Source organism: Pseudomonas sp. MT92, assembly GCF_058792515.1.
Map to the genome: position 1 here is coordinate 75,636 of NZ_JBXAFA010000008.1, position 23,191 is coordinate 98,826.

The following is a 23,191-nucleotide window of genomic DNA, read 5'->3' on the forward strand; positions in this document are numbered from 1 at the left end:
AGATCCGGTTTTTTTATGCCCGCCAATAGTCGCCACCACACAGCTCCCACAGGCGTTGGCTTGTCGCGAGGCCGCGCCCCGGCCCTTGTGTTTCATCCCCCATGGCAGCAGCTCGCTGGCGCTTTTTCCTCATACCGATCGTGATGCCGCACCCATTCCATGATTTCCTCTTCATTCCTGCCCTTGGGCGTCAGATCAAGGTAGTTGTAGGCGCCGACCAGCATGTCCAGGCCTCGGGCATAGGTGGAGTAAGTGTGGAAAATTTCTCCGGCTTCATTTCGATAAAAAACACTGAGCCCGGGGAGTTCTTCCTCGGAACCGTCGGTTTTTTCGTAGTTGTACGTAGCCGTTCCGGCGGCGACCTCTTCGGCTCGAGCGCTGACGCCAAAGTCATAATTGAAATCGCTGCCGGCTGACGATACCCAGTCGAATTTCCAGCCCATGCGGCGTTTGAATGCCTGGAACTCGGCGAAGGGTGCATGGGAGACCGCCACCAGCGCGATGTCATGGTGGGCCAGGTGCTGGTTGGCGCCGTCGATGTGATCGCTGAGAAATGAGCAACCGGGGCACCCTTCATCCCAGCCTTCGGCGAACATGAAGTGGTAAATGACCAGCTGACTGCGCCCGCCGAACAGATCAGCCAGTTTCAGTTCGCCGACTGGCCCCTGGAAGCGGTAGTCCTTGTCGATTTTCACCCAAGGCAGAGCGCGGCGTTCGGCGCTGAGTTTGTCCCGTTCCCTGGTGAAGGCTTTTTCGTGGGCCAGATGGTGTTGGCGGGCGACCAGCCATTCTTCCCGCGACACGACGGGATGATTCTGAATGCTCATGGGTTTTTCTCCTGCGCGATGCTTGGAGGTGACTGACACAGCTTAGTCGTTTGGTCCCTGCCCAATTCGACATACCGCCGGTCGGTGCTGTCGGAAACCCCGGCTGAACGGCTGCCGGCCGTGCCGGTCACAACCTATGAAGGCCCCCTCACTCACGGGCACCGGAGGTTGAATCAGGATGACGACTTATAACTGGGATTTAATTGAGCGCTTGCTGCACGAGGTGCAAAACGGAGCGAGCAGTTTCACGCCTCGACCCTATGCCGAGCAGTACGCGGCGCAGAAGGCTGCGGAAGGTGAGCAGACCGAAAACCTGGATCACCTGAAAGCGGTGGCCGGCGAATACGAAAAGTTGCTGCTGGCGCGGGGTTACATCGAGCCTCGGCCCGAGGAGCAGGGCGGCAGCGGTTCCAATTATATTTTGACGCCTCGTGGCTCAAGCCTGTTGAGCCTGATCGACAGCAGCATTCCGGGCAACGAGCATCCACGTCAGGTCTTGGATGAACAGGAGGATGCGCTGGCTGAAGAGACGTTTGATGCGCTGGCGGCGAAGGCGCAGATTGCCTGAAACAAAAGATCGCAGCCGTTTGTCGGCTCTGCCCAAGGCTGCGATCCGTCTACCCCTGTTTTGCCGCCTTCAAGCATTTCAAATCGCTGAAATCCTTGCGCACACCCTCAATTTTCTTCAGCAAACGCTGACGTTGTTCCCGTGTGCTCTCTGCCATCAAATCCACAAATAGCGAGCGCGCCTGGGCTTCGGTGTTGGCGAAGGCCTGGCGGTATTGCGGTGTCCACAAACGTTCTCGATCGACCAGTAGCGTCTCGATTTGTTGTGGGAACTGTGGGCTCTGACGTTGCGCCACAGCCTCACTGAACTGTTTCTGCCAGTGCGCGCGGTTGGCGATCCATTGGGTGTTTTGGTCGCCCAGCGCGGTCGACCAGGCCATCACTCGTTGTTCCTGGCTGACGCTCAACGGGCCGAGCCAATCGGTCAGGCGCTTGTCCATGCGCGCACCGCGTTCGGCAATTTGCTGAGCCAGCGGCGGTTTGACGTATTCCTTTTCACGTTTGCGCAGATCCTTGGCGAAGGCGTCGTTCATCTCGGCGACTTGCTTGTCATCCAGTCCCTGCAGCAACTCGATGGCCGAAGGCGTGATCTGGCGAGCGGTATCAGCGATAGCCTTTTTGGCTTCCGAGGTTCCCGCTTGCAGCGCCGCGTCGGTCACCTGATTGGTTTCGACCATGCTCTGCAAGCGATCCAGCCATTCGAGGTAACCCGGCAATTGTGTGGTGCAGTGCCAGTTCAGGTGTTTCTTGAGGCGCTCGTTGAGCCAGTCCTTTTGCTCGCCGTTCATGTCCAGGTAGTCGCTGAGCGTCCACGGAATGATTACGTCGAGGTTGCGATAGGCCAGGCCAACGCGGCTGCAGGCGCCGAGGGCGAGGGTGAAGACCAGCAGGGTGGCGATGTGCTTGAACCAGCGAGACATGGGCGAATCCTTGCGAGGTCGGGCGTCTGATTCTCATGTGAACGCAGGATGAGCCGGGCAGTTCAGCCAATCAATAGAATGCGCGCTCGGCCTTGAGCGTCACCAGGCCATCACACTGGCTGTTGTGCCCGGAATACGCCGAGCACTCACTGCCGCTGAGGTTGGAGTTGCTGTAGATCAGGTCAAGGTCGATGCCCATGAGCGGGCGTGAAAACTTCACCGACCAATCGGTGAAACTGCTGACGTAACCACCGCCCACCGAAACCGGCGAGTTCAACTGATGGGTGGTGTATTTCATGCTGATCCCGATGCCGAACGGCTGATTGCCGCCAAGGTCGGCGAATAGCGTGTTGTTCTGTTTGTCCGGATCGTTGCTGAAAGCCACGCCGAAGCGGCTACTGAGCAGGGTCAGGCCGCCGAACAGTTCCTGGCTGTCGAGGGTGTCCACCTTGGGATAGCTGTAGTGGATCATCCCGACTTCGTAGCCGAGAGTTTGGTCGAAGGGTTGTTTAAAACCGATGTAGGAATCGATTTCTAGGTTCTTGCCCGACGAGATGCCCATGCTCGGTGCGTATTGGCCGAAATACAGGCCACTGTCGTGGCTGAGGTCGAGGCCACCGTGAAAGGAGCCGACCGCCGAGGGCTTGACCAGCCCCTGGGCCATGCTGCGGCTGGGGGTGGTTCCGAGTTTGAGGTCGAAGTCGCCGAGCTCGCGCTGGAAAATTTGCGCGTGCGCCGATGAGCCGGCCAGCAGGCCTGCAAGCAATAAGCAGGTGGATTTGAGCATGCGTCACTCCATGAACAGCGAGCGCAGGGCGTCGGGCCCGCTGAAACGCTTGATCTAGACGCGTGCAAGGATACCGGCGATTCATCGGGGTCGATGGCCGTTCGTCGATTTTTGCGGATTAATTAAACAGAAGAGGTGTGGCGAGGGTGCCAGTCCAGGCGCTTCGAAGCTCAAAGCGCCTCAGGACGGGTGTATTACCGGTATTACTTCTTGCCCAGGGTGATCTGCTTGGACGGGCCGAACGTCTGGCCGCTGACGCCTTTGGCAATTTGCTGGATTTCACCGCCGGATTTGAGGAACGCAGCAATCTGGTTGTTGATCGATTCGCTGGTTTCGACGGCTGGAGCTGGCTTTGCTTTGCTGTTGGATGCTTTTACGCGCATGGCGGCCATTAACCTGTAGAAAATTAACTTGGCCAGGCATCGTACAGGAAAGGCCGGCTATTTGCTTGGTAAATATCCCTTGAAGGGCAGCGTGCGAGGGCGAGGTCAAGCGCAAGTTATTATCTTGATTAATCTCCTAACCTGCTGTTTTAACTAAGAACAAGGGTGAAAAAATGACTGCTTTGCCTGGCGCAGACAACGGTTGAAATCGCGGGAATGGACTGACGAGCGGCCTCGCCATGCCTTGGGACCCATGGAAATCTGGGCTTTCAGCGAGATTTTCCCGTGCCAGCGGGCGGGGCACCGAACGCGCCCGGTAAAACCGGGTAGAATGCGCCCACGCAATGAGGGTATTGAACATGGCTTTAGTCGGGCGTTACAACAGTTTGCAAGTGGTTAAACACACTAACTTCGGTTTATATCTGGACGGGGGTGCGGATGGCGAAATCCTTCTGCCGAATCGTTATATTCCAAAAGATATTCCCAGCGAAGATGAAGACTGGCTCAATGTTTTTGTTTATCTGGACAGCGATGACAAACTCATCGCAACTACAGAAAAGCCGAAAGTTCAGGTGGGTGAATTCGCCAGTTTGAAAGTTGTTGAAGTCAACAGTATTGGCGTATTCCTCGATTGGGGGCTGCCGAAGGATCTGTTGCTGCCGTATTCCGAAGAAAAGCGGCAGATGACCGCGGGCGAATACGTCGTGGTGCATGTCTACCTGGATAAGCACACCCGCCGCATCACCGCGACGGCGCGCCTGGACCGTTACCTGGACAAGACGCCGGCCAACTACACCGCCGGCCAGGAAGTGGACTTGCTGGTTGCCGAAGCCACCGACATGGGCTTCAAGGCGATCATCAACAACAAGCACTGGGGCCTGATCCACAAGAACGAAATCTTCAAGTTCATGCGCGCCGGTAAAGAAGAGAAGGGGTTCATCAAGGAAGTTCGCGCCGACGGCAAGATCAGCCTGAGCCTGCAACCGGTTGGCCAGGAAGCAGCCAGCAGTCTGAACTCGAAGATCCTCGCCAAGTTGCGCGAGAACAATGGCACCCTGGCGGTCAGTGACAAGAGCGATCCCACGCTGATCACCAGCCTGTTCGGTGTCAGCAAAGGCAACTTCAAGAAAGCCATTGGTGCCTTGTACAAGAATGGCCAGATCGTCATTCATGCCGATCGCATTGAACTAAGCTAAGCGCTTGCCAGCCCCATGCAGGAGCGGCCCGAACCGGCGGCGGCTCCTGTAAGGGCGGGATGATGAAAAAAACACTCATAGCCTATGTCGCCACCCTGGCGGCGTTTCTCGTACTCGATGGCCTCTGGCTGGGCGTCCTTATGGCGTCGACTTATCGGGAGCTGCTCGGTTCGTTGATGCTCGAGCAACCGCGGTGGGCCCCGGCCGCTGTGTTTTACCTCCTCTATGTCATCGGTTGTGTGGTGTTTGTGGTATTGCCGGCGCGGAGCTGGCCACACGCCGCACGTCTGGGGGCATTGTTGGGCGCGGTGGCGTACGGCACCTATGACTTGTCCAACTGGGCAACCCTGCAAGGGTGGTCGGCGCGGTTGGCATTGATGGACATGGCGTGGGGCGCGGTGGCAAGTGCCGTTGCTTGCATTGTGGGGTTTCGTGTGGCGAATGCGCTGGCTGCAAGCAAGTCATGAACGGTGTTGGCCGGGCGAATGTCATCGCGATCAGGCTCGCTCACCCCTTTGGGCCTGCGCAACGGTTCAATAATCAGATTTGGCCCAATAACGATTGACTGAGCAGCAGTCCGCTATTTCTCTCTGTATACATGACATGTGCACCGTTTGCAGGCGACAGTGCCCTTTTCATGGGCATCTCTGAGCAAAAATCGCCGTTTATCTGCCTGCATAAAACGCCCGTAGAACCGCGATTTGTCACACATTTATCGCCTATGGCACGCATTCTGCGTAGCAACTCGTATACAAACAATGACAGCTCCCGTACGCAGTGTGATGTTGGCATCACGTCGGGAGTGTTTTCGAGGAGCTACGCAATGACCGAGCAAATGCCCGACGGCTACAGCCCGCGCCTGTACAACCAGGACTTGGGACCGCTGCCGCAGAAATGGAATTGGTACAACATTTTCGCCTTCTGGATGAGTGATGTGCACAGCGTCGGCGGTTATGTATTCGCCGCCAGCCTGTTCGCGCTGGGGCTGGCCAGTTGGCAGGTGTTGATTGCCTTACTGGGCGGGATTTGCATTGTGCAGTTGATCGCCAACCTGGTGGCCAGGCCGAGTCAGCAAGCGGCCGTGCCGTATCCGGTGATCTGCCGGTTGGCGTTCGGGGTGTTCGGGGCGAACATTCCGGCGGTCATTCGCGGGTTGATCGCGGTGGCTTGGTACGGGATTCAGACGTACCTCGCGTCCAGCGCGTTGATCATTGTGGTGTTGCGCTTCTTTCCTTCGATGGCGACCTACGCAGAACCACATTTTGCCGGTTTGTCCTACCTCGGCTGGTTCGGTTTCCTCAGCCTGTGGTTCGTTCAGGCGTTGGTGTTCTGGGCAGGCATGGAGTCGATCCGCCGTTTTATCGATTGGGCTGGCCCGGTGGTGTACGGCGTGATGTTCATGCTCGCCGGGTGGATTGTCTGGCAGGCCGGTTGGAGCAACATCAGTTTCACCCTCGCGGAAAAGTCCCTGTCGGGTTGGGAAGCGTTCGGACAAGTGATCGTGGCCATGGCCCTGGTGGTGTCGTACTTTTCCGGGCCGACCTTGAATTTCGGCGATTTCAGTCGCTACTGCCGGAGCATGAAGGACGTGCGTCGCGGAAATTTCTGGGGACTGCCAGTGAATTTTCTGGCGTTCTCCCTGGTGACCGTGGTGATTGTCTCCGGCACCTTGCCTGTCTTCGGTGAAATGCTTCACGACCCGATTGCCACCGTGGCGCGGATCGACAACAGCGTGGCCGTGCTGCTCGGCGCGTTTGCCTTCGTCACCGCCACCGTCGGCATCAACATCGTCGCCAACTTCGTGTCCCCGGCATTCGATTTCGCCAACGTCGCCCCGAGTAAAATCAGTTGGCGTGCCGGCGGCATGATCGCGGCCGTGGCGTCGATCTTCATCACCCCGTGGAACCTGTTCAACAACCCCGAAGTGATTCACTACACCCTTGATGTGCTGGCGGCGTTCATTGGCCCGTTGTTCGGGATTCTGCTGGTGGATTTCTACCTGATCAAAAAACAGCAGATCGACGTTGATGCGCTGTTCAACGATGGCCCGACCGGGCGCTATTACTACAGCGGTGGAGTCAACTGGACGGCGGTCAAGGCACTGATTCCGGCGACGTTGATGGGCGTGGCGATTACGTTCACCCCGGTCCTGCAACCGATGGCCAACTTTGCCTGGTTCACCGGTTGTTTCCTCGGGGGCGCACTGTTCTTCGTGTTGGCCAAGCGTGAGCAGGTGCAGCGATCTCTCCCGCTGGTCACGGCGGGATGACGCAAGCGGGAATTTAAAGGTCTCTATCAGGCGGAAATTTCTGGCCGTCTGGTTAATAATCGACAGCATAATTTTTCGCCCCGACGCCGCTTGTTCGACAAGCCGCTCGGGGCTTAGCTTTTACTGTCGAGTCACTGCCATGTTGTGTGTTGTTTTTGAGGTCGTGCGGTGAGCGTCGCCCGGCGTAGCGCCGATGGATTTGCCCTGCAAGTGATGCTGGGGTTGTGCCTGATCTGGGGCATTCAGCAGGTGATGATCAAGTGGGCGGCACCTGACATCGCACCGGTCATGCAGGCTGCGGGGCGTTCGGGCATGTCCGCGTTGCTCGTCGGGTTGTTGATCTGCTGGAAGGGCGGCTGGGATCAAGTCGGCACCACCTGGCGCGGCGGCTTGTTGGCCGGGGCTCTGTTTGGCCTGGAGTTTTTCTTCATCTCCGAAGGCCTGCAACTGACCACGGCGGCCCATATGTCGGTGTTCCTCTACACCGCGCCGATTTTTACCGCGTTGGGTGTGCATTGGCTGTTGCCGAGCGAGCGCTTGAGGCCGGTGCAATGGTTGGGAATCTTCCTCGCCTTCGTCGGCATTGCCGTTGCGTTTGCCGGTGGCGTGTCCTGGGCCAACCTTGATCACCGTATGCTGATGGGCGATGCGCTGGGGGTATTGGCGGGTGCCGCCTGGGGGGCCACCACGGTGGTGGTGCGTGCTTCGCGATTGTCGGAAGCGCCGGTGACCCTGACCTTGTTTTATCAGTTGATCGTCGGCTTCGTCGGGCTGCTGTTGATCGCGCTCCTCAGCGGTCAGATCACCCACGTCAGCCTGACCACCGTGGCGGTGGCCAGCGTGTTGTTTCAAGGCCTGGTGGTGTCGTTCTTCAGCTATCTGACCTGGTTCTGGCTGTTGCGCCGGTATCTGGCGGCGAACCTGGCGGTTTTTTCGTTCATGACGCCGTTGTTCGGCGTCACGTTCGGCGTGGTGCTGCTGGGCGAAAAGCTCAGCCTCAACTTTGTCATCGGGGCAGTGCTGGTGCTGCTGGGCATCACGTTTGTCAGCGCTGAGCAGTGGGTGCGTCGCCGTTTGCGCAAAGCGCTTGGCCAGCCCTGACCGGGCTCAAGAGCAATCCGCCGGCCAGCAGCAAACCGCTGCCGGCGATCACCAGCGCAGGTTGCAAGCCACCGCTGAAATGGCTGCTCAATGCTGCCAGCAACGGCCCGCTGAGCTGGCCCACGGCAAAGCAGGCGGTCAGCAGCCCGGCGTTGCGTTGGCTGGCGTGGGGCGCCAGCTCCCGTGAACGTTGCATCACCAACTGCATGCAGGCCAGGAATGGTGTGCCACACAAGATCACTCCCAGCACGAGCCCCGGACCATTGCCCAGCAGGCAAGCGAAGACCCCGGCGGCTTGCATCCATAAGGTCAGCGTCAGCCATTGACGCGTGGAATTGGCCGCTTGTCGACGCAGACTCACCAACACCACGCCAATCGCCGCTGCCAGGCCGAAGCACGGCCAGAACAGATCGGCCTGCCAATGCCCTTGGAACTGCGCGTTGGCCATTTGCGACAGAAAAGTGGCCGGGATGATGTAGCCCAAACCGTACAACCCATAGACCACGCCTAAACGGCCGATGCCTCGATGGGATGAGCTTGCGACGCTGGCAGCGACAGGTGCGGTCGAGGTGGGCCGGGGCAGAAATTGCAGAACCCCCAACAACATCAACAGGGCGACGGCGGCATACACCAGCCACAACGTGGCGGACGTCTGGCCCAAGAGGTTCGCGACCAAGGCCAGCACCCCGGTCAGAAAAATTCCCAGACCCGGTCCGGCAAATACCACGGCGCCGAGCCGCGGGCGCCCGGTGGCAGCCGCCAGTGGCTGACTCAGCGCAGTAATCATCACCAATACCCAGGCGCTGGCCACGCCGGTGCCAAAGCGCAGCAACAGATGCGACCAGAACCCGTTGGCCCAGAACGACGCCAGGGTCAGCAGCACACACAGCCACAGACCGCCCAGCAGGCGGCGGCGCACTTGCTCGGGACGACGAGAGAACATCGCGTCCACGGCACCCACGAAATAGCCCAGATAATTGGCAGCGGCAATCAGTCCGGCGTCGGTCAGGTCGATCTGGCCTTCGCTCAGCAGATGCGGCAGTTGCGGCGTCAGGGCAAAACGGCCGATGCCCATGGCCATCATTAATGCGACAAAACAGGCAAGCAAGCGGATCAAGGGAGACATGGTCGGAGTTCCACCAGAAGATCAATGACCGTCAGGCTAGGACCGATTGACTTTCTTTAAAAATGAATAATAGTGAGTAACTTGTTCTTGTTTGGAGAATGTCGTGGAATTCAGTCAATTGCGAATTTTCCAGGCTGTGGCGGAGGAAGAGTCCATCACCCGTGCTGCTGAACGCCTGCACCGGGTGCCGTCCAACCTGTCGACCCGGCTTAAACAGCTGGAAGAGCAACTGGGGGTCGAACTGTTCCTGCGCGAGCGTCAGCGTTTGCAGCTATCGCCTGCGGGAAAAGTCCTGCTGGACTACACCACCAAGTTGTTTGCCTTGCACGATGAAGCTCACGCTGCCGTACAGGGGGGGCAACCGGCCGGCGACTTCGTGCTCGGCACCATGTACAGCACGGCTGCGATTCACCTTCCGGCGCTATTGGCGCGTTATCACCGAACCTACCCGGCGGTGAACCTTCAGGTGCAATCCGGGCCCAGTGGCGAATTGCTTGAGGGCTTGCTGACCGGCCGGCTCGATGCGGCGCTGGTGGACGGGCCGCCGGAGCTGGCGGGATTGGACGGTGTGCTGTTGTGCGAAGAGAAACTGGTACTGGTCAGCGAGGCCGACCACCCACCGGTGCTCAGCGCGCGGGATGTGGAAGGGCGTTCGGTGTTCACCTTTCGTCAGGGCTGCTCTTACCGGATGCGCCTGGAGTCGTGGTTTTCCCATGATCACGCAGCGATGGGGCGGGCCATGGAGATCGAGTCCTATCCGGGGATGCTTGCGTGCGTGATTGCCGGTTCCGGGGTGGCGCTGATGTCGGAGTCGATGCTCGCCAGTCTGCCGGGCCGTGAAAGCGTGGCGGTACACCCGCTGGCCGAGCCTTTTGCCACGGCGACCACGTGGCTGATGTGGCGCAAGGGCATGGTCGGGGCCAACCTGAATGCGTGGATCGAGCAGCAACAGGCGGTCTATCCGTCGGCGCAGATTCAGGCGCGTGCGATTGCCTGAGTTGACATTGGTCAATTGTGATCGATTCAGTAACAGATCATTGCCAATTTGATTGAGCATTGCACAGCACTTCAGACTATTATCAGTGCGAAGGGGCTACAGAATTCCGGCCGCTCGGCACTACCCTGAAGGGGGCATCATGAAAGAGAAAATTCAGAACTGGCTGCATGACCTGGGTGTCGCACTCGGTTTGATCGAACCGCCTCTGCAACCTGTGCCAATTCGCACGGACGACGAACAACGCCGACGCCAACCGCGTCGCCGGTAATCCTGTAGGAGCGAGCCCGCTCGCGATGGACGTTAACGATCACGCTGATTGTCTTGAAGTACGCGTCGCCTGGAAGTTTTCGCGAGCAACCTAGCTCCTGCAGGGGCGCGTACGGATTGTTTCAACCGGCAATCATGATTGTTAATGCCTGCCAATTTCCAGCAAAAACCGACTCAAGTCTCTGGCCGTCCTGGCCGTCTTGAGCAGTTGGTCCTCCTCGGCGGTAAACGCCGTCAAGCCGAACTCGTCTTCCAGATGGAAGATCAACTCTTCGATATCCGTTTTATCCAATCCCAACTGCGCCAGGCTGGCGTTGTCGTCGAAGTCGTCCTGACTCTCCAGCAGTCGGCTGATGAAGTGATGCACGGCGGCACGAACGGCAGCTTTTTTCATGATGGTTCTTCGAGGGCGATCTTGTTGTTGTCCCTGCGTTGAATGTCCTGAGGATGAGTACAGCAGGCTTCAGCCGTGGCAGCGTTGCCACTCGTCAATCATGTGGCGCAAATGCTCTCCGGAAAAACTGCCGAAATGACCGCCATGTACCGTGCGGATCGGCAGGTGGCGCAAGCGTTGCAGGCTGCGCGCGTAGTCGTCGAGGTTGGAATGGTAGGCGTCTTCGATCAACGGTCCGTCGTAAATGATGTCGCCGCTGAACAGGGTCTCGGTCGCCGCTTCGTACAGGCAGATGCCGCCCGGTGAGTGTCCTGGCGTGTGCACGACCTGCAATACTCGATTGCCCAGATCCAGCACATCTCCGTCTTCGACAAAGCCCGTGGCTGGCGCGGCCTTGACGCTGTATTCGGCGTAACAAAGCGGGCAGTCCGGATGCGCCTCGAACATATCGTCACCGACAAAAGCCCTGCTCAAGTCGTTTTCGCCGTCCGGTGCGGCGAGGATGTCCGCCTCGGCGGGATGCACCAGGCGCTCGGGAAATTCGTGATGCCCGGCAATGTGATCGAAATGGCAATGACTGGCCACCGCCACCAGCGGCCGCTCGGTGATCCACGGCAACTGTTCGCGCAGGCTGACCAGCCCTGAGCCGCTGTCCAGCAGCAGGTCCTTGTCACGGCCCTGGATGTGCCAGAGGTTGCAGCGGTAGAAGGGCCGGATGTACGGCTCGTGAATCAGGCGAATGCCATCACTGAGCTGTTTGACTTCGAACCACTGATCGCGGCTGACGATTTTCATAAGCAGTTTCCTTCAGACGAAAAAAACGGGTGTGGCAACCGACGCCACACCCGCCGAAGAAAGCATCAAGTCGTTATATTCAGCTTAGGCGGCGCTTGCCAGTGTCACCGGGCGACGGGACATCAGGCTGACAATCACGAAGCTCACCAGGCCTACGCCCAGGCTGTAGTAGATCGGGGTGTTGGCGTCCAGACCATCCTTGACCATGAACAGCAGGGCAGTGGCGAAGCCCAGGCCCATGCTGGCGATGGCGCCGGCGGTGGTTGCGCGTTTCCAGAAAATCGCGCCGATCAACGGGATGAGCATGCCGCCTACCAGCAGGTTGTATGCCAGGGTCAGTGCACTGATCACGTCGTTGACCACCAGGGCGATACCCAGCACCACGATGCCGGTCAACAGGGTGACCAAGCGGTTCAGGCCCAGGCTCGACTGCTTGCCGCCGCGCAGTTTTGGCAGAAGGTCTTCGGTCAGGGTGGTGGCAGCGGCGAGCAGGCCGGCGCTGGCGGTGGACATCATGGCGGCCAGTGCAGCAGCGATCACCAGGCCACGGATGCCGTCCGGCAGGGACAGTTTGACGATGGCGGCGAAGGCGTTGTTGACGTTGTCCAGATCCGGGATCAGTACGTGAGCCGCCATGCCGATCAGGGCGCAGGCCAGGCCGTAGATGATGCAGTAGATGCCGGCAGCCGTACCGGCGACCTGAGCGACTTTCGCGGTCTTGACGGTGAACACCCGTTGCCAGATGTCCTGACCGATCAGGATGCCGAAGAAGTAGATCATGAAGTAGGTGATGATGGTGTCCCAGCCGATGGTGGTGAAGCTGAAGCTTGCCGCCGGCAGTTTCAACACCAACTCATCCCAGCCGCCCACGCGGTACAGGCAGATTGGCAACAGGATGAACATCAGGCCGACGGTCTTGATCACGAACTGGACAATGTCGGTCAGGGTCAGGGACCACATGCCGCCAATGGCCGAGTAGATCACGACCACGCCACCGCCCAGCAGTACCGACACCCAGAACGGCAGGCCGAACAACACTTGCAATACGGTGCCGATGGCCAGGATCGACGTCACGCCGATCATCAGCGCGTACGCCAGCATGATCGCCGCGCTCGCGGAGCGGGCCATCGGGTTGTAGCGCTTCTCCAGCACCTGGGTAACGGTGTAGATCTTCAGTTTCAGCAGCGGTTTGGCCAGGAACAGGTTCAGTGCGACGATCCCGCAACCCAGTGCGGCGCACAGCCAGAAGCCGGAAATGCCATGTACGTAACCCAGACGCACAGTGCCCACGGTGGACGCGCCGCCGAGAACGGTAGCCGCCATGGTGCCCATGTACAGGCTCGGGCCGAGGTTACGACCGGCGACCAAAAAGTCTTCGTTGGTCTTGGCTTTGCGCATGCCGTAGTAGCCAAGAAGCAGCATCGCGGCGGCGTAGATGAGTACGACGAATAAATCCAATGCCATGATGGCGTGTCTCCGATTGTCTTTTTTATGGTGAAGCGAAAATCAATTCCTGCGGGAACATCAATCCTTGTGGGAGCGTGGCTTGCCCGCTCCCACAGGTCGTGCGTTGGCCGAAGGTAATGCGTTTGATCAGGCGACTTGTCGAGCCGCCGATTTACCGAGTGAATTCGAACCCTTGCTGCGTGCATCCTGCGGGCCGAACACTTCCCGTGATTCCGGGAACAGGCTGAGCAACGTCAGGTACACCACCGACGCCAGGCCGAGGGTGACCGGCAGGCTGATGTCGATTCCGCCGGCCATTTCGCCCAGCGGCCCGACAAATTGCCCCGGCAGGTTCACGAAGCACAGGCCGACGGCCGCACTCGGGATCCAGGCACCCAGGCCACGCCAGTTCCAGCCGTGGGTGAACCAGTAGCGGCCACCTTTTTCGCCGCGGGTAAACACTTGCAGGTCATCCGGGCAGTAGAAGCCGCGGCGTACCAGCAGGCCGATGATCATGATCACCATCCACGGGGTGGTGCAGGTGATGATCAGCACGGCGAAGGTCGACACGCTCTGTACCAGGTTCGCCGCGAAGCGCCCGATGAAGATGAAGGCAATCGACATCACACCGATCAGCAGCGTGGCCTTGACCCGTGACAGCACTCGCGGGAACACGCTGGACATGTCCAGCCCGGTGCCGTAGAGCGACGTGGTGCCGGTGGACATGCCGCCGATCACTGCGATCAGGCACACCGGCAGGAAGAACCAGTTCGGCGAGACTGCCAGCAGACCGCCGACGTAGTTGTTGGCCGCGATGTAGTCCGGGGCCTTGATCGCTACGATGGTGGCGGTGGCCAGGCCGAACAGGAACGGGATGAAGGTTGCGATCTGCGAGATCACCACTGCGGCCATGATCCGGCGCTTGGAGGTTTCACGCGGGATGTAGCGCGACCAGTCGCCGAGGAATGCGCCGAAGGAAATCGGATTGCTCATGGCCACCAGTGCCGCACCGATGAACGCGGCCCAGAAACCTGGCTGGCCCATGTTGACGGTGCCGGCGTAGTTCACATCGAAAGGGCCGGCGAAGGCGAAGAGGCCCAGCAGGAACAACAGGCTGGCACTCCATACCGCGATCTTGTTGACCCACAGCAGGAAGCGGAAACCATAGATGCATACCGTGAGCACCAGGATCGCGAACAGGCCGTAGGCCAGGCCCAGGGTCAGGTCGGTTTCCGGAAGGCCGATCAGGCGTTTGGCGCCACCGATCAGCGCATCACCCGAACTCCACACCGAAAGCGAGAAGAAGGCGATGGCGGTCAACAGCGACAGGAACGAACCGACGATCCGCCCGTGCACGCCGAAGTGCGCACCGGAAGACACGGCGTTGTTGGTGCCGTTGATCGGGCCGAACAGGCCCATGGGCGCGAGGATCAGCGAACCCAGCAACACGCCCAGCACAATCGCCCAGACGCCTGCCTGGAAAGACAGGCCGAACAGCACCGGGAAGCTGCCGAGTACGGCGGTAGCAAAGGTATTCGAACCACCGAAGATCATCCGGAACAGGTCCGTCGGGCCTGCGGTGCGTTCGTTATCCGGGATCTGTTCGACCCCGTGGGTTTCTATTTGCGTAAGGCTTTGGTCGTTGTTTTTGTTATTCATGATCTGCTCCGATCATAAAGGCGCGCTCATCGTGCGTGAGGCGTCGCCTGTTTGGCTAAGGGGGTGGCAGCCCTTCCGGCATGGCGGACAAATGTTCGTGGCAGGCCAGCCATAGGCCTTGTTGTTCTTGGCCAGACGCTTGTTTTTTGAAAACAATCGTCTCGCGCTCCTGGCTGAAATGTTGCTCCCCTTGCATGCGCAGCTCGGTGGCTACGTCATGGATGAAAATCGCCACATCACCTTGCAGGCTGACGAAGGCGTTGCTCGAGGTGCACGACAGCACCTCGAAACCATCCTCGGCACGCCAGCTGTCCCACAATGCCTGATAGGCATCGCGCGACAGCAGGGGTTGTTCGAGGGTGTAGAAGACGAAGCTGGCGTCAGAGCTAAAGGCACCGAAGTAGGCTTCGCGATCGTTACGAGCGAAGGCAGACACCAGATCGGCGGCGGCTTGCAATACCTGATCACGTTCGTTCATCACCCATCCTCAGCGATGGACCACGCCAGGCAGTACGCAGAGCATCTCGTACAGCAGGTTGGCGGCCAGCAGCGAGGTGTTGCCGGTGGTGTCGTAAGCGGGCGAGACTTCTACCAGATCGCAACCGACCAGGTCGAGGCCTTGGCAGCCACGCACGATCTCGATGGCCTGAATGGTCGTCAGACCGCCGATTTCCGGGGTGCCGGTCCCTGGTGCCCAGGCCGGGTCGATGCCGTCGATGTCGAAACTCAGGTACACCGGGCCACCGCCGACTTTCTCGCGAACTTCGGCCATCAGCGGTGCCAGGGATTTGTGCCAGCACTCTTCGGCTTGAACCACGCGGAAGCCCTGGTTGCGGCTCCAGTTGAAGTCGTCAGCGGTGTAGCCCTGGGCGCGCAGACCGATCTGCACAACACGGTCCGGATCCAGCAGGCCTTCTTCAACGGCGCGACGGAAGGTGGTGCCGTGGGCGATTTTCTCGCCGAACATGTGATCGTTCACATCGGCGTGGGCGTCGATGTGCACCAGGCCGACCTTGCCGTGCTTTTTATGGATGGCGCGCAGGATCGGCAGGGTGATGGTGTGGTCACCGCCCAGGGTCAGCGGGATCACGTCGTGTTCAAGGATGTTGTCGTAGGATTCTTCGATGATCCGTACGGCATCCAGCAGGTTGAAGGTGTTGATCGCGATGTCGCCGATGTCGGCAACCGACAGCGAATCGAACGGTGCCGCGCCAGTGGCCATGTTGTACGGGCGAATCATGACCGATTCAGCGCGGATTTCGCGAGGCCCGAAACGGGTGCCTGGGCGCAGGGAGGTGCCAATGTCCAATGGCACGCCCACGAAGGCAGCGTCCAGACCGGCAGCGGTATTCAAGTGGGGGAGTCGCATCATGGTGGCGATGCCGCCGAAGCGCGGCATTTCGTTGCCGCCCAGTGGTTGGTGAAGAATCTTGTCCACGGGTAAGGCCTCATCGTCGTTGTTTTATTTATGTCGGATACACCGTTCTCATCAGGCACGGGCACCGCTGGGAGCCGATTCTGCGAAATGTCGTGACGGGGAAGAATCGCTCCGCGCAAATACTTAGTTCAGATTTTTCTAAACTAATGGCGGTGGCAGCGATAGACTTCACGCCAACGCAAACGATGCCAGGTTCTCTATTGATTCGAGCATTGCGTGCCCCCGGTTTTCGGAGTCTTCCATGGCCAACGCTTTACCCGACTTGAAACTATTGCGCATTTTCGTCAGCGTGGTGCGTCATCAGGGCTTCGCCAACGCCCAGCAAGAGCTCAATCTCTCGACGTCGGCCATCAGCACTTACATGAGCCAGCTCGAAGCGGCGCTGGGCCTGGTGCTGTGCCATCGCGGCCGTGGCGGTTTCAGCCTCACCAGCAAGGGAGAGCTGTTTCATCAGGAAACCTTGCGGTTACTGGGCGAGCTGGAGGGCTTCGAACAATACGCCGCCGCGCTCAAGGGCGAGTTGCGTGGCACGCTGAACCTGGGGGTGATCGACTCCACCGTCAGCGACAAGGCCTTGCCGTTCGCCGAAGCCATTGGCGCCTACAGTCAGGAACACCCGGCGGTGCATTTGCACTTGTCGGTCATGAGCCCCTACGAATTGCAACTGGGTGTGCAGGACAATCGACTCGATCTGGCCATCGGTGCGTTCTCCACGCGCATGAGCGGCCTGGTCTACATGCCGCTCTACCGCGAACAACATTGGTTGTATTGCAGTGCCCGGCATCCGCTGTTCAATGAGCGGCGTATTCCCGAGCAGGTCATCACCCAGCAACGCATGGTCGGTCGCGGTTACTGGAGCCAGGCCGAACTGGCGCGGCACGGCTTCAAGCACAGCGCCGCCACCGTGGAGAGCATGGAGGCGCAGCTGATCCTGGTGCTGTCCGGCGCCTACATCGGTTACTTGCCCGAGCATTACGCCCAGGCCTGGGCGGACAAGGGCGACTTGCGGGTATTGCTGCCGGCGACCTTCGGTTATCAGGCACCGTTCTCGATGATCGTGCGTCGTGGACGCAGTCGCGAGCCGCTGATCCAGGCCTTCCGCGATCTGCTCAAAGCGCAGCTCAACCAGGCCGCTTAAGGAAACGTTGCGATGTCCCGAATTCAATGTCCCCGCTGCCTGCGTCCGCAAAGCCATTGCTTGTGTCCGTTGGTCCCGAGCCTCGACAGCCGCACCCGTGTGTTGTTGCTGCAACATCCGAGTGAAGTGAATCATGCGCTGAACACCGCGCGCCTGGCTGCGTTGGGCTTGAACAATGCCGAACTGATGGTTGGCGAGGTGTTTGAGGATTTGCCGGTGCTGTTGAATCAACCGGGGTATCAGGCGCGGTTGCTGTTTCCCGGCGAAGACGCGCAGCCGATTCAAACCTGTGCCGTCACCGAGGAACCGATATTGCTGGTGGTCCCGGATGGCACTTGGCGCAAGGCTCGCAAGCTATTGCACCTCAACCCGCTGCTGGCGGCGTTGCCGAGGGTGACCCTGGCCGAGGGGGGCGTGTCCCGCTACCGGCTGCGCAAGGCTCCCGGGCCGGGGGCGTTGTCGACGATCGAGGCCATTGTCCAGGCACTGGAAACCCTTGAGGCACCAACGTCGTTCGAGCCGTTGCTCAGGCCGTTCGAAGCGTTGATCGAGGGGCAGATTGCGGCGATGGGGGAGGAGACTTTTGAGCGTAATCATGGGGCGAAATAATCGTTGTCAGGCGATGAAGGTTGTTCCATCACCGCTGAATTTGAACAGGACTACCTTTCGCGCATCGCCTCGGTCCGCGCTTTCAGTACCGGTTTGAGCAAGTAATCCAGCACACTTTTCTCCCCGGTGATGATATCCACCGTCGCCACCATCCCCGGAATGATCAACAGCGGTTTCGCATCCCCGCCCAGGTGGTTTTTATCGGTACGCACCTGGATCAGATAGAAGCTGTTGCCCTTGTCGTCGGTGATGGTGTCGGCGCTGATCAATTCCAGCTTCGCGCTCAGGCCGCCGTAGATGGTGTAGTCGTAGGCGCTGAACTTGACCATGGCTTTCTGGCCTGGATGCAGGAACGCCACGTCTTGCGGCCGCACTCTGGCCTCGATCAGCAGGTTGTCTTCCAGCGGCACGATTTCCACCATGTCGCTGCCCGGCTGGACCACGCCGCCGATGGTGTTGACCTTCAGCGTCTTGATAATCCCGTGAACCGGCGAGACTACCGTGGTGCGCGTCACGCGGTCGTCGATGGCGATGCTCGATGCGGTGATTTTCGACAGGTCGGTGCGTTTCTCATTCAGCTCCTTGGCGGCTTCTGAACGGAAGGTTTGTTCGGACTCGTCAATCTTGCTCTTGATCTCGTTGATCGCCGATTCGGCGCGGGGAATGGCCAGGGTGGTGGCGTTCAGCGAGCCGCGAATTTCCACCGCGCTGCGTTTGAGGCGCAGGATCTCCACCGGTGACACCGCCCCCGTGCCCACCAGTGGCGTGGACATGTTCATCTCCTGCTGCAGCAGTGCCAGGCTTGAGCTGTATTGCCCCTGTTTTGAGCGAAACTCCGCCAGTTCCTGAGTTTTTTGCCGAAGTTGTTCGCTCAGGGTGCGTTGTTCGCTGGCCAGTCGCCGTTGCCGTTGTTCATACAACGAACGTTCGTCTTCGGCCACCTGGGGCGCTTTGGCGATCACTTCGTCCGACAGCTTGAACGGCCGGCCTTCGGCCTCCGCCGACAGGCGTTCGACCTGTGCGGTCAGTGCATAGCGATCAGCCTCGCTTTCACCCTTGTTCGACAGATAGCGCGTGTCATCCAGGCGCAGCAAGGTATCGCCCTTGTTCACCATTTGCCCTTCACGCACGAAGATTTCGGTGACGATGCCGCCTTCAAGGTTCTGGATCACCTGAACCTTGCTCGACGGAATCGCCTTGCCTTCGCCCATGGTGACTTCTTGCAGCACCGCGAATTTGGCCCAGACCAGCGCGCTGATCAACAAGCCTGCCGCCAGCCATACGGTGATCCGCGACCAGCGCGGTGAGTCCTGCAGTGAAGCGCCGGCGGTTTCCGGCATGAATTCGCTTTCGGCGCTTTTGGCGAAGCTGCCGAAGTAACCCCGCCCCTTCGAGTGGGCAGGCGACTTGTCGGATGATGAACGAGCCATGAGTCGCTCCTAGACGGCCGAAGAGCCGACACGGCCCTTGCGCAGTGCATCGATGACCGCTTCTTTGGGCCCGTCGGCGACGATCCGCCCGTTGTCCAGTACCACCAGCCGATCCACCAGGCTGAGCATCGAGGTCCGGTGGGTGACCAGCAGCACGGTTTTGCCCTGGACACAGCCGTGGAGTTTTTGTCGCAAAACGTCTTCGCTGCTGTTGTCCATGGCGCTGGTGGGTTCGTCGAGCAGCAGGATCGGCGGGTCGAGCAACAACGCCCTTGCCAGCAACACGGCCTGACGCTGGCCACCGGACAGCAATTGACCCCGCTCGCCCACGGGGCGGTCGAAGCCTTGCGGGTGTTGCCGGGCCAGTTCGGTGACACCGGTGAGTTCGGCCACTTCGAGCATGCGTGAGTCGCTGATGTAGCGCGCGCCGAGGGTAAGGTTATCGCGCAGGCTACCGGCCAATAGTGGCAGGTCGTGGGCGACGTAACCGATTTGATGACGCAGGTCGGCGACGTCCAGTTGTCGCAAGTCCAGGCCATCGAGCAACAGCTGGCCTTCTTCCGGTTCGTAAAAACCCATCACCAGTCGTGCCAGGGTGCTTTTGCCCGAGCCGCTGCGGCCGATGACGCCGATCCGCTCGCCGGGCTTGACGCTGAAGCTGACATTGGCCAGCGCTGCATTGTTCTGGCCGTTGTAGTGGAAGGTCACGCCGACGATATCCAGCGCGCCCTGCAGTTGCGTGCGCTCCAGCGGCCGTTGTTTGGCATCGCGTTCCTGTGGCAGCGACATCAGCGCGTCGGTGCTTTTCATGGTCAGTTGCGCTTGCTGGTAGCGGGTGATCAAACCGGCGATCTGGCCCAGTGGTGCCAACACGCGGCTGCCGAGCATGTAGCTGGCCACCAGTGCGCCGACGCTGAGGTTGCCGGCGATGATGCTATAGACACCGGCAACGATGGTTGCCATGCCGGAAAATTGCTGGATGAACAGCGTACCGTTGGTGGCCAGCGCCGAGAGGTTACGCGCATGGCTGTCGAGGCGGGTGAGGGCGCCATGGGTACTTTCCCACTTGTGCTGGCGCTCGCTTTCGGCGCTGCAGGCCTTGAGGGTTTCCAGGCCGCCGAGGGTTTCGATCAGCAGGGCCTGGCGTTCGGCACCGAGGCTGAGGCTCTTCTGCACGGTGTCGCGCAGCCGCACCTGTATCACCATGGCGAAAATGATCGTGATCGGAAACGCCAGCACCGGAATTACCACCAGCCAGCCACCGAGCAGGCCGATCACCACCAGCATGAGCACTACGAAGGGCAGGTCGATGAGGCTGGTGAGGGTGACGGCGGTGAGGAATTCCCGCAGGCCCTGGAAGTCATGAATGCTCTGGGCAAAACCACCGATGGTCGCCGGCCGCGCTTTCATCGACATGCCGGTGATGCGTTCGAACAGGGTCGCCGACAGGATCACATCGGTTTTCTTCCCGGCGGTGTCCAGCAGATGGGCGCGCACCACCCGCAACACCAGTTCGAAACCGGTGCCGATCAGCAAGCCGATGGACAGCACCCACAGGGTCGAGGTGGCTTGGTTGGGCACCACGCGGTCGTAGGTCTGCATCACGAACAACGGCACCATCAGGCCCAGCAGGTTGATCAGGAAGCTCGCCAGGATGGCATCGCTGTACAGCCATTTCGACAGCTTCAGGGTGTCGCGGAACCAGGCCTGCACACGAGGCACGAGGGGGGAGCGCAAGTCTTCCAGTTCATGCCGTGGTCGGGCGAACAAGGCCTGGCCGGAATAATGCGCTTCAAGTTCCTCTGGGCTGATCCATTGTTCACCGCCGTCGGCTTCGCTGGGCAGAATCAGCACCCGACCGTCATCGCCAATACGTCGCAAAACCGCGGTACGACCGCTATCGAGCAACAGCAGGACGGGCAAGTTGAGCGCGGAGATGTCTTTAAGCTCGCGACGCAGCAAGCGCGCCTGCAAACCGGCCCGGGCCGCTGCACGAGGCAGCAGGTCCAGGCTCAGGCGTTGGTGTGCCATTGGCAGCCCGGCACTCAGGCTGGCGCGACTGACCGTCGCGCCATGAAGTTTGCAGAGGATCAATAGACCGTCCAGAAGCGGGTCATCAAAGCTCAGACGCGGATCGACACCGATGTTGCCGGGTTCCATGCTGGTCAAATTGGTCGCTCCAGGTACTACTTCAGTTCAGGCAGACGAGCTTGGTTTTTCACCTCGTTCCGGGCGACTGCATCGGCGGGCAGCACTACCCGCTGTTTGCTCAGTAACTGGCCCATGTTCGCCAGTACACGGTACATCGAAAACTCCTCGGTGTAGCGTACTTCGGTGTAGCGGCGGTTGGCGTTGTAAAGCTCGTTTTCACTGTCGAGCAGGTCGAGCAAGGTGCGTTGGCCAAGGCCGAACTGATCCTGATAGGCCACGCGCACGCGTTTACTGGTCTCGGCATACTCACGGGCGGTCGGGGTCTGTTTCTTGGCGTTGACCATGGCGTTCCAGGCCAGGTGGATGTTTTCGTTGAGCTGGCGCAGGGCATTGTTCCGAATGTCCATCGCCTGATTGATCTTGTGCGCATCGGAGGCCATGCGAGCCTTGTCGCTGCCGCCGCGGAACAGGTTGTAGTTCATCACTACGCCCACGCGCCATTCGTTGTCATGGCCTTCTTCGCCGGCAATGTTGTTGTTCGCTCCGACGGCGGCTTCAGCATCGAAGCGCGGGTAGAACGGCGACTTGGCCACTTCGTATTGGCTTTCGGCGGATTGCACGTCAGCCTGGGCGGATTTCAGGTAAGGGTTGTTCTCCACCATGCTCTGCTGCGCTTCCTGCAGCGATGCAGGCACTTCGCCTCGGGTCGACGGCGGTGTTTCAAGCTCATCGGGCATGCGCCCCACGACGCTGTAGAAGTTCGACTCGGCGTCGGCCAGATCAACTTCGGCGGTGTCGAGGTTGTTCTCTGCCAATGCCCGGCGAGCATTGGACTGGTCGGCGTCGGCGTTGCTGCCGACACCGCGCTGGGTGCGCAGGCCGATCTGGTCGTTGACCCGCAAGTGCGCCTGCAGGTTGTTCTTGGCCAGTGTCACCAGTTCGCGGCGCTTGAGCACATCGAGGTAGACCTCGATGGTGCGCAGGGCCAGATCCTGGGCGGTGCCCTGAGCGTAATAGGCCCGGGAGTTGACCACGCCCTTGGTGCGTTCGACTTCGTTGGCGGTGTTGAACCCGTCGAAGAGCATCTGCCGCAGGCGCAGTTCCGATTGTGTGTAGTTCAGGATTGCCGTGTGGTGGTTGCCGAGGGCCCGGGTGTTGGTGTTATCGCTGTACCCGCGCCCGTACGCGGCATTCAGGTCGACCGATGGATAAAAGCCCCCCTTGGCGACGTTGACGTCTTCATCAGCCGACAGACGGCTGTCTACCCGCGATGCCAACTCAGGATGGGTCGCGATGGTGCTCTGGATCGCCTCGGTCATGGACATTGCATCAGCTTGAGAAGTGCAGGCCATGGCCAGCAGAACCGCGCTGCAGAGGGGGGTTAAGAGGCGCATGGGTACATCTCCCTGATTCCTGATGGTTCTTTATCAGTCGCCAATTATTTGACGACATTTATAGGTAAACCGTTTCATGCTTTTAACAACAGAGCTAAGAACATTCTGGGGAGGAGCTAAGAACTATTTCTCATAATGCCTATGCCAAAAAAAACTTATGCGCTCTGCAAAATCCAGCACATTGTTCAATGCGAAAGCCCTTGATTTATGAGCTCTAGGGCGCTCTTCGGGGTTTTAGGAAAGTTCCAATCCACTTATCGACAATGGACGGAGAAGTGCTGGAGGGGAGGGACGCGT

At 59.6% G+C, this 23,191-nt stretch carries 23 protein-coding genes; 9 read left to right on the plus strand and 14 right to left on the minus strand.

Annotation, left to right across the window (positions count from 1 at the left end):
* Positions 1 to 92 precede the first annotated feature (92 nt).
* Positions 93 to 827 carry a DUF899 domain-containing protein gene (locus AC1Q6D_RS16360; protein WP_103404942.1) on the minus strand — a complete coding sequence of 245 codons (735 nt, stop codon included), beginning with the start codon at positions 825 to 827 and terminating at the stop codon, positions 93 to 95.
* Between the two features lie 178 nt (positions 828 to 1,005).
* Here AC1Q6D_RS16360 and AC1Q6D_RS16365 point away from each other — a divergent pair, with 178 nt between their 5' ends.
* Complete coding sequence (locus AC1Q6D_RS16365) at positions 1,006 to 1,395, plus strand: transcriptional regulator (protein ID WP_103404943.1); 390 nt, start codon at positions 1,006 to 1,008, stop codon at positions 1,393 to 1,395.
* Positions 1,396 to 1,444: 49 nt separating this feature from the next.
* Here AC1Q6D_RS16365 and AC1Q6D_RS16370 read toward each other — a convergent pair whose 3' ends face one another.
* The 3 genes from AC1Q6D_RS16370 to AC1Q6D_RS16380 form a co-directional block, all read right to left on the minus strand.
* Complete coding sequence (locus AC1Q6D_RS16370; protein ID WP_103404944.1) at positions 1,445 to 2,314, minus strand: DUF6279 family lipoprotein; 870 nt, start codon at positions 2,312 to 2,314, stop codon at positions 1,445 to 1,447.
* Between the two features lie 70 nt (positions 2,315 to 2,384).
* The gene (locus AC1Q6D_RS16375; RefSeq protein WP_103404945.1) at positions 2,385 to 3,101 is read right to left on the minus strand and encodes a TorF family putative porin; all 717 of its coding nucleotides are present in this window, start codon (positions 3,099 to 3,101) and stop codon (positions 2,385 to 2,387) included.
* Between the two features lie 203 nt (positions 3,102 to 3,304).
* Positions 3,305 to 3,493, minus strand: a complete 189-nt coding sequence (locus AC1Q6D_RS16380) for a PFL_1563 family small protein (RefSeq protein ID WP_017337097.1) — start codon at positions 3,491 to 3,493, stop codon at positions 3,305 to 3,307.
* A gap of 350 nt (positions 3,494 to 3,843) precedes the next feature.
* Between AC1Q6D_RS16380 and AC1Q6D_RS16385 the strand changes: the two genes are divergently transcribed.
* From AC1Q6D_RS16385 to AC1Q6D_RS16400, 4 genes are all read left to right on the plus strand, one after another.
* Complete coding sequence (locus AC1Q6D_RS16385) at positions 3,844 to 4,680, plus strand: CvfB family protein (protein WP_103404946.1); 837 nt, start codon at positions 3,844 to 3,846, stop codon at positions 4,678 to 4,680.
* 62 nt (positions 4,681 to 4,742) lie between these two features.
* Positions 4,743 to 5,147 (plus strand): DUF2177 family protein, encoded by a 405-nt coding sequence (locus AC1Q6D_RS16390; protein WP_103404947.1) that lies wholly within the window; start codon positions 4,743 to 4,745, stop codon positions 5,145 to 5,147.
* Between the two features lie 356 nt (positions 5,148 to 5,503).
* Complete coding sequence (locus AC1Q6D_RS16395) at positions 5,504 to 6,949, plus strand: NCS1 family nucleobase:cation symporter-1 (RefSeq protein WP_103404948.1); 1,446 nt, start codon at positions 5,504 to 5,506, stop codon at positions 6,947 to 6,949.
* Positions 6,950 to 7,117: 168 nt separating this feature from the next.
* Positions 7,118 to 8,050 carry a DMT family transporter gene (locus AC1Q6D_RS16400; RefSeq protein WP_103404949.1) on the plus strand — a complete coding sequence of 311 codons (933 nt, stop codon included), beginning with the start codon at positions 7,118 to 7,120 and terminating at the stop codon, positions 8,048 to 8,050.
* Here the strand turns inward: AC1Q6D_RS16400 and AC1Q6D_RS16405 are convergent.
* A complete protein-coding gene (locus tag AC1Q6D_RS16405) occupies positions 7,995 to 9,176 on the minus strand; it encodes an MFS transporter (protein WP_103404950.1) in 1,182 nt (393 codons plus the stop codon). The genes AC1Q6D_RS16400 and AC1Q6D_RS16405 overlap by 56 nt on opposite strands.
* 103 nt (positions 9,177 to 9,279) lie before the next feature.
* Here AC1Q6D_RS16405 and ptrR point away from each other — a divergent pair, with 103 nt between their 5' ends.
* A complete protein-coding gene (gene ptrR, locus AC1Q6D_RS16410) occupies positions 9,280 to 10,173 on the plus strand; it encodes a putrescine utilization regulator PtrR (RefSeq protein ID WP_047532146.1) in 894 nt (297 codons plus the stop codon).
* 139 nt (positions 10,174 to 10,312) lie between these two features.
* Positions 10,313 to 10,441: a PA1414 family protein gene (locus AC1Q6D_RS16415; protein ID WP_003184145.1), complete on the plus strand. Its 129-nt coding sequence runs from the start codon at positions 10,313 to 10,315 to the stop codon at positions 10,439 to 10,441.
* 141 nt (positions 10,442 to 10,582) lie between these two features.
* Here AC1Q6D_RS16415 and AC1Q6D_RS16420 read toward each other — a convergent pair whose 3' ends face one another.
* The 6 genes from AC1Q6D_RS16420 to speB form a co-directional block, all read right to left on the minus strand.
* Positions 10,583 to 10,834 (minus strand): phosphopantetheine-containing protein, encoded by a 252-nt coding sequence (locus AC1Q6D_RS16420; protein WP_047532144.1) that lies wholly within the window; start codon positions 10,832 to 10,834, stop codon positions 10,583 to 10,585.
* A gap of 69 nt (positions 10,835 to 10,903) precedes the next feature.
* On the minus strand, positions 10,904 to 11,629 hold the full coding sequence (locus AC1Q6D_RS16425) for an MBL fold metallo-hydrolase (RefSeq protein ID WP_103404952.1): 726 nt from the start codon (positions 11,627 to 11,629) through the stop codon (positions 10,904 to 10,906).
* Positions 11,630 to 11,713: 84 nt separating this feature from the next.
* Positions 11,714 to 13,093: a sodium:solute symporter family protein gene (locus tag AC1Q6D_RS16430; RefSeq protein WP_103404953.1), complete on the minus strand. Its 1,380-nt coding sequence runs from the start codon at positions 13,091 to 13,093 to the stop codon at positions 11,714 to 11,716.
* A 129-nt stretch (positions 13,094 to 13,222) separates the two neighbouring features.
* Entirely contained in the window at positions 13,223 to 14,734 is a 1,512-nt protein-coding gene (locus tag AC1Q6D_RS16435) for a purine-cytosine permease family protein (RefSeq protein WP_103404954.1), read from the minus strand.
* Positions 14,735 to 14,789: 55 nt separating this feature from the next.
* Positions 14,790 to 15,212 (minus strand): YybH family protein, encoded by a 423-nt coding sequence (locus AC1Q6D_RS16440; protein ID WP_047532135.1) that lies wholly within the window; start codon positions 15,210 to 15,212, stop codon positions 14,790 to 14,792.
* Between the two features lie 9 nt (positions 15,213 to 15,221).
* Positions 15,222 to 16,172 carry an agmatinase gene (speB, locus tag AC1Q6D_RS16445; protein WP_047532133.1) on the minus strand — a complete coding sequence of 317 codons (951 nt, stop codon included), beginning with the start codon at positions 16,170 to 16,172 and terminating at the stop codon, positions 15,222 to 15,224.
* 241 nt (positions 16,173 to 16,413) lie between these two features.
* Between speB and AC1Q6D_RS16450 the strand changes: the two genes are divergently transcribed.
* Both AC1Q6D_RS16450 and AC1Q6D_RS16455 read left to right on the plus strand, forming a co-directional pair.
* Positions 16,414 to 17,310: a LysR family transcriptional regulator gene (locus AC1Q6D_RS16450; RefSeq protein WP_103404955.1), complete on the plus strand. Its 897-nt coding sequence runs from the start codon at positions 16,414 to 16,416 to the stop codon at positions 17,308 to 17,310.
* 12 nt (positions 17,311 to 17,322) lie between these two features.
* Entirely contained in the window at positions 17,323 to 17,919 is a 597-nt protein-coding gene (locus tag AC1Q6D_RS16455; protein WP_103404956.1) for a tRNA-uridine aminocarboxypropyltransferase, read from the plus strand.
* A 50-nt stretch (positions 17,920 to 17,969) separates the two neighbouring features.
* Here the strand turns inward: AC1Q6D_RS16455 and AC1Q6D_RS16460 are convergent, their stop codons facing one another.
* From AC1Q6D_RS16460 to AC1Q6D_RS16470, 3 genes are read right to left on the minus strand one after another with little or no spacing between them, the layout of a single operon-like run.
* Positions 17,970 to 19,349 carry an HlyD family type I secretion periplasmic adaptor subunit gene (locus tag AC1Q6D_RS16460; RefSeq protein WP_103404957.1) on the minus strand — a complete coding sequence of 460 codons (1,380 nt, stop codon included), beginning with the start codon at positions 19,347 to 19,349 and terminating at the stop codon, positions 17,970 to 17,972.
* Positions 19,350 to 19,358: 9 nt separating this feature from the next.
* Positions 19,359 to 21,518: a type I secretion system permease/ATPase gene (locus AC1Q6D_RS16465; RefSeq protein ID WP_103404958.1), complete on the minus strand. Its 2,160-nt coding sequence runs from the start codon at positions 21,516 to 21,518 to the stop codon at positions 19,359 to 19,361.
* A gap of 17 nt (positions 21,519 to 21,535) precedes the next feature.
* On the minus strand, positions 21,536 to 22,894 hold the full coding sequence (locus tag AC1Q6D_RS16470) for a TolC family outer membrane protein (protein ID WP_047532123.1): 1,359 nt from the start codon (positions 22,892 to 22,894) through the stop codon (positions 21,536 to 21,538).
* Positions 22,895 to 23,191 lie beyond the last annotated feature (297 nt).

Excerpts from the sequence above, each read along its gene's own strand:
- AC1Q6D_RS16360 (WP_103404942.1), bottom strand. The coding sequence starts at position 827 with ATGAGCATTCAGAATCATCCCGTCGTGTCGCGGGAAGAATGGCTGGTC.
- AC1Q6D_RS16365 (WP_103404943.1), top strand. The coding sequence starts at position 1,006 with ATGACGACTTATAACTGGGATTTAATTGAGCGCTTGCTGCACGAGGTG.
- AC1Q6D_RS16370 (WP_103404944.1), bottom strand. The coding sequence starts at position 2,314 with ATGTCTCGCTGGTTCAAGCACATCGCCACCCTGCTGGTCTTCACCCTC.
- AC1Q6D_RS16375 (WP_103404945.1), bottom strand. The coding sequence starts at position 3,101 with ATGCTCAAATCCACCTGCTTATTGCTTGCAGGCCTGCTGGCCGGCTCA.
- AC1Q6D_RS16380 (WP_017337097.1), bottom strand. The coding sequence starts at position 3,493 with ATGGCCGCCATGCGCGTAAAAGCATCCAACAGCAAAGCAAAGCCAGCT.
- AC1Q6D_RS16385 (WP_103404946.1), top strand. The coding sequence starts at position 3,844 with ATGGCTTTAGTCGGGCGTTACAACAGTTTGCAAGTGGTTAAACACACT.
- AC1Q6D_RS16390 (WP_103404947.1), top strand. The coding sequence starts at position 4,743 with ATGAAAAAAACACTCATAGCCTATGTCGCCACCCTGGCGGCGTTTCTC.
- AC1Q6D_RS16395 (WP_103404948.1), top strand. The coding sequence starts at position 5,504 with ATGACCGAGCAAATGCCCGACGGCTACAGCCCGCGCCTGTACAACCAG.
- AC1Q6D_RS16405 (WP_103404950.1), bottom strand. The coding sequence starts at position 9,176 with ATGTCTCCCTTGATCCGCTTGCTTGCCTGTTTTGTCGCATTAATGATG.
- AC1Q6D_RS16415 (WP_003184145.1), top strand. The coding sequence starts at position 10,313 with ATGAAAGAGAAAATTCAGAACTGGCTGCATGACCTGGGTGTCGCACTC.
- AC1Q6D_RS16420 (WP_047532144.1), bottom strand. The coding sequence starts at position 10,834 with ATGAAAAAAGCTGCCGTTCGTGCCGCCGTGCATCACTTCATCAGCCGA.
- AC1Q6D_RS16425 (WP_103404952.1), bottom strand. The coding sequence starts at position 11,629 with ATGAAAATCGTCAGCCGCGATCAGTGGTTCGAAGTCAAACAGCTCAGT.
- AC1Q6D_RS16430 (WP_103404953.1), bottom strand. The coding sequence starts at position 13,093 with ATGGCATTGGATTTATTCGTCGTACTCATCTACGCCGCCGCGATGCTG.
- AC1Q6D_RS16435 (WP_103404954.1), bottom strand. The coding sequence starts at position 14,734 with ATGAATAACAAAAACAACGACCAAAGCCTTACGCAAATAGAAACCCAC.
- AC1Q6D_RS16440 (WP_047532135.1), bottom strand. The coding sequence starts at position 15,212 with ATGAACGAACGTGATCAGGTATTGCAAGCCGCCGCCGATCTGGTGTCT.
- AC1Q6D_RS16450 (WP_103404955.1), top strand. The coding sequence starts at position 16,414 with ATGGCCAACGCTTTACCCGACTTGAAACTATTGCGCATTTTCGTCAGC.
- AC1Q6D_RS16455 (WP_103404956.1), top strand. The coding sequence starts at position 17,323 with ATGTCCCGAATTCAATGTCCCCGCTGCCTGCGTCCGCAAAGCCATTGC.
- AC1Q6D_RS16460 (WP_103404957.1), bottom strand. The coding sequence starts at position 19,349 with ATGGCTCGTTCATCATCCGACAAGTCGCCTGCCCACTCGAAGGGGCGG.
- AC1Q6D_RS16470 (WP_047532123.1), bottom strand. The coding sequence starts at position 22,894 with ATGCGCCTCTTAACCCCCCTCTGCAGCGCGGTTCTGCTGGCCATGGCC.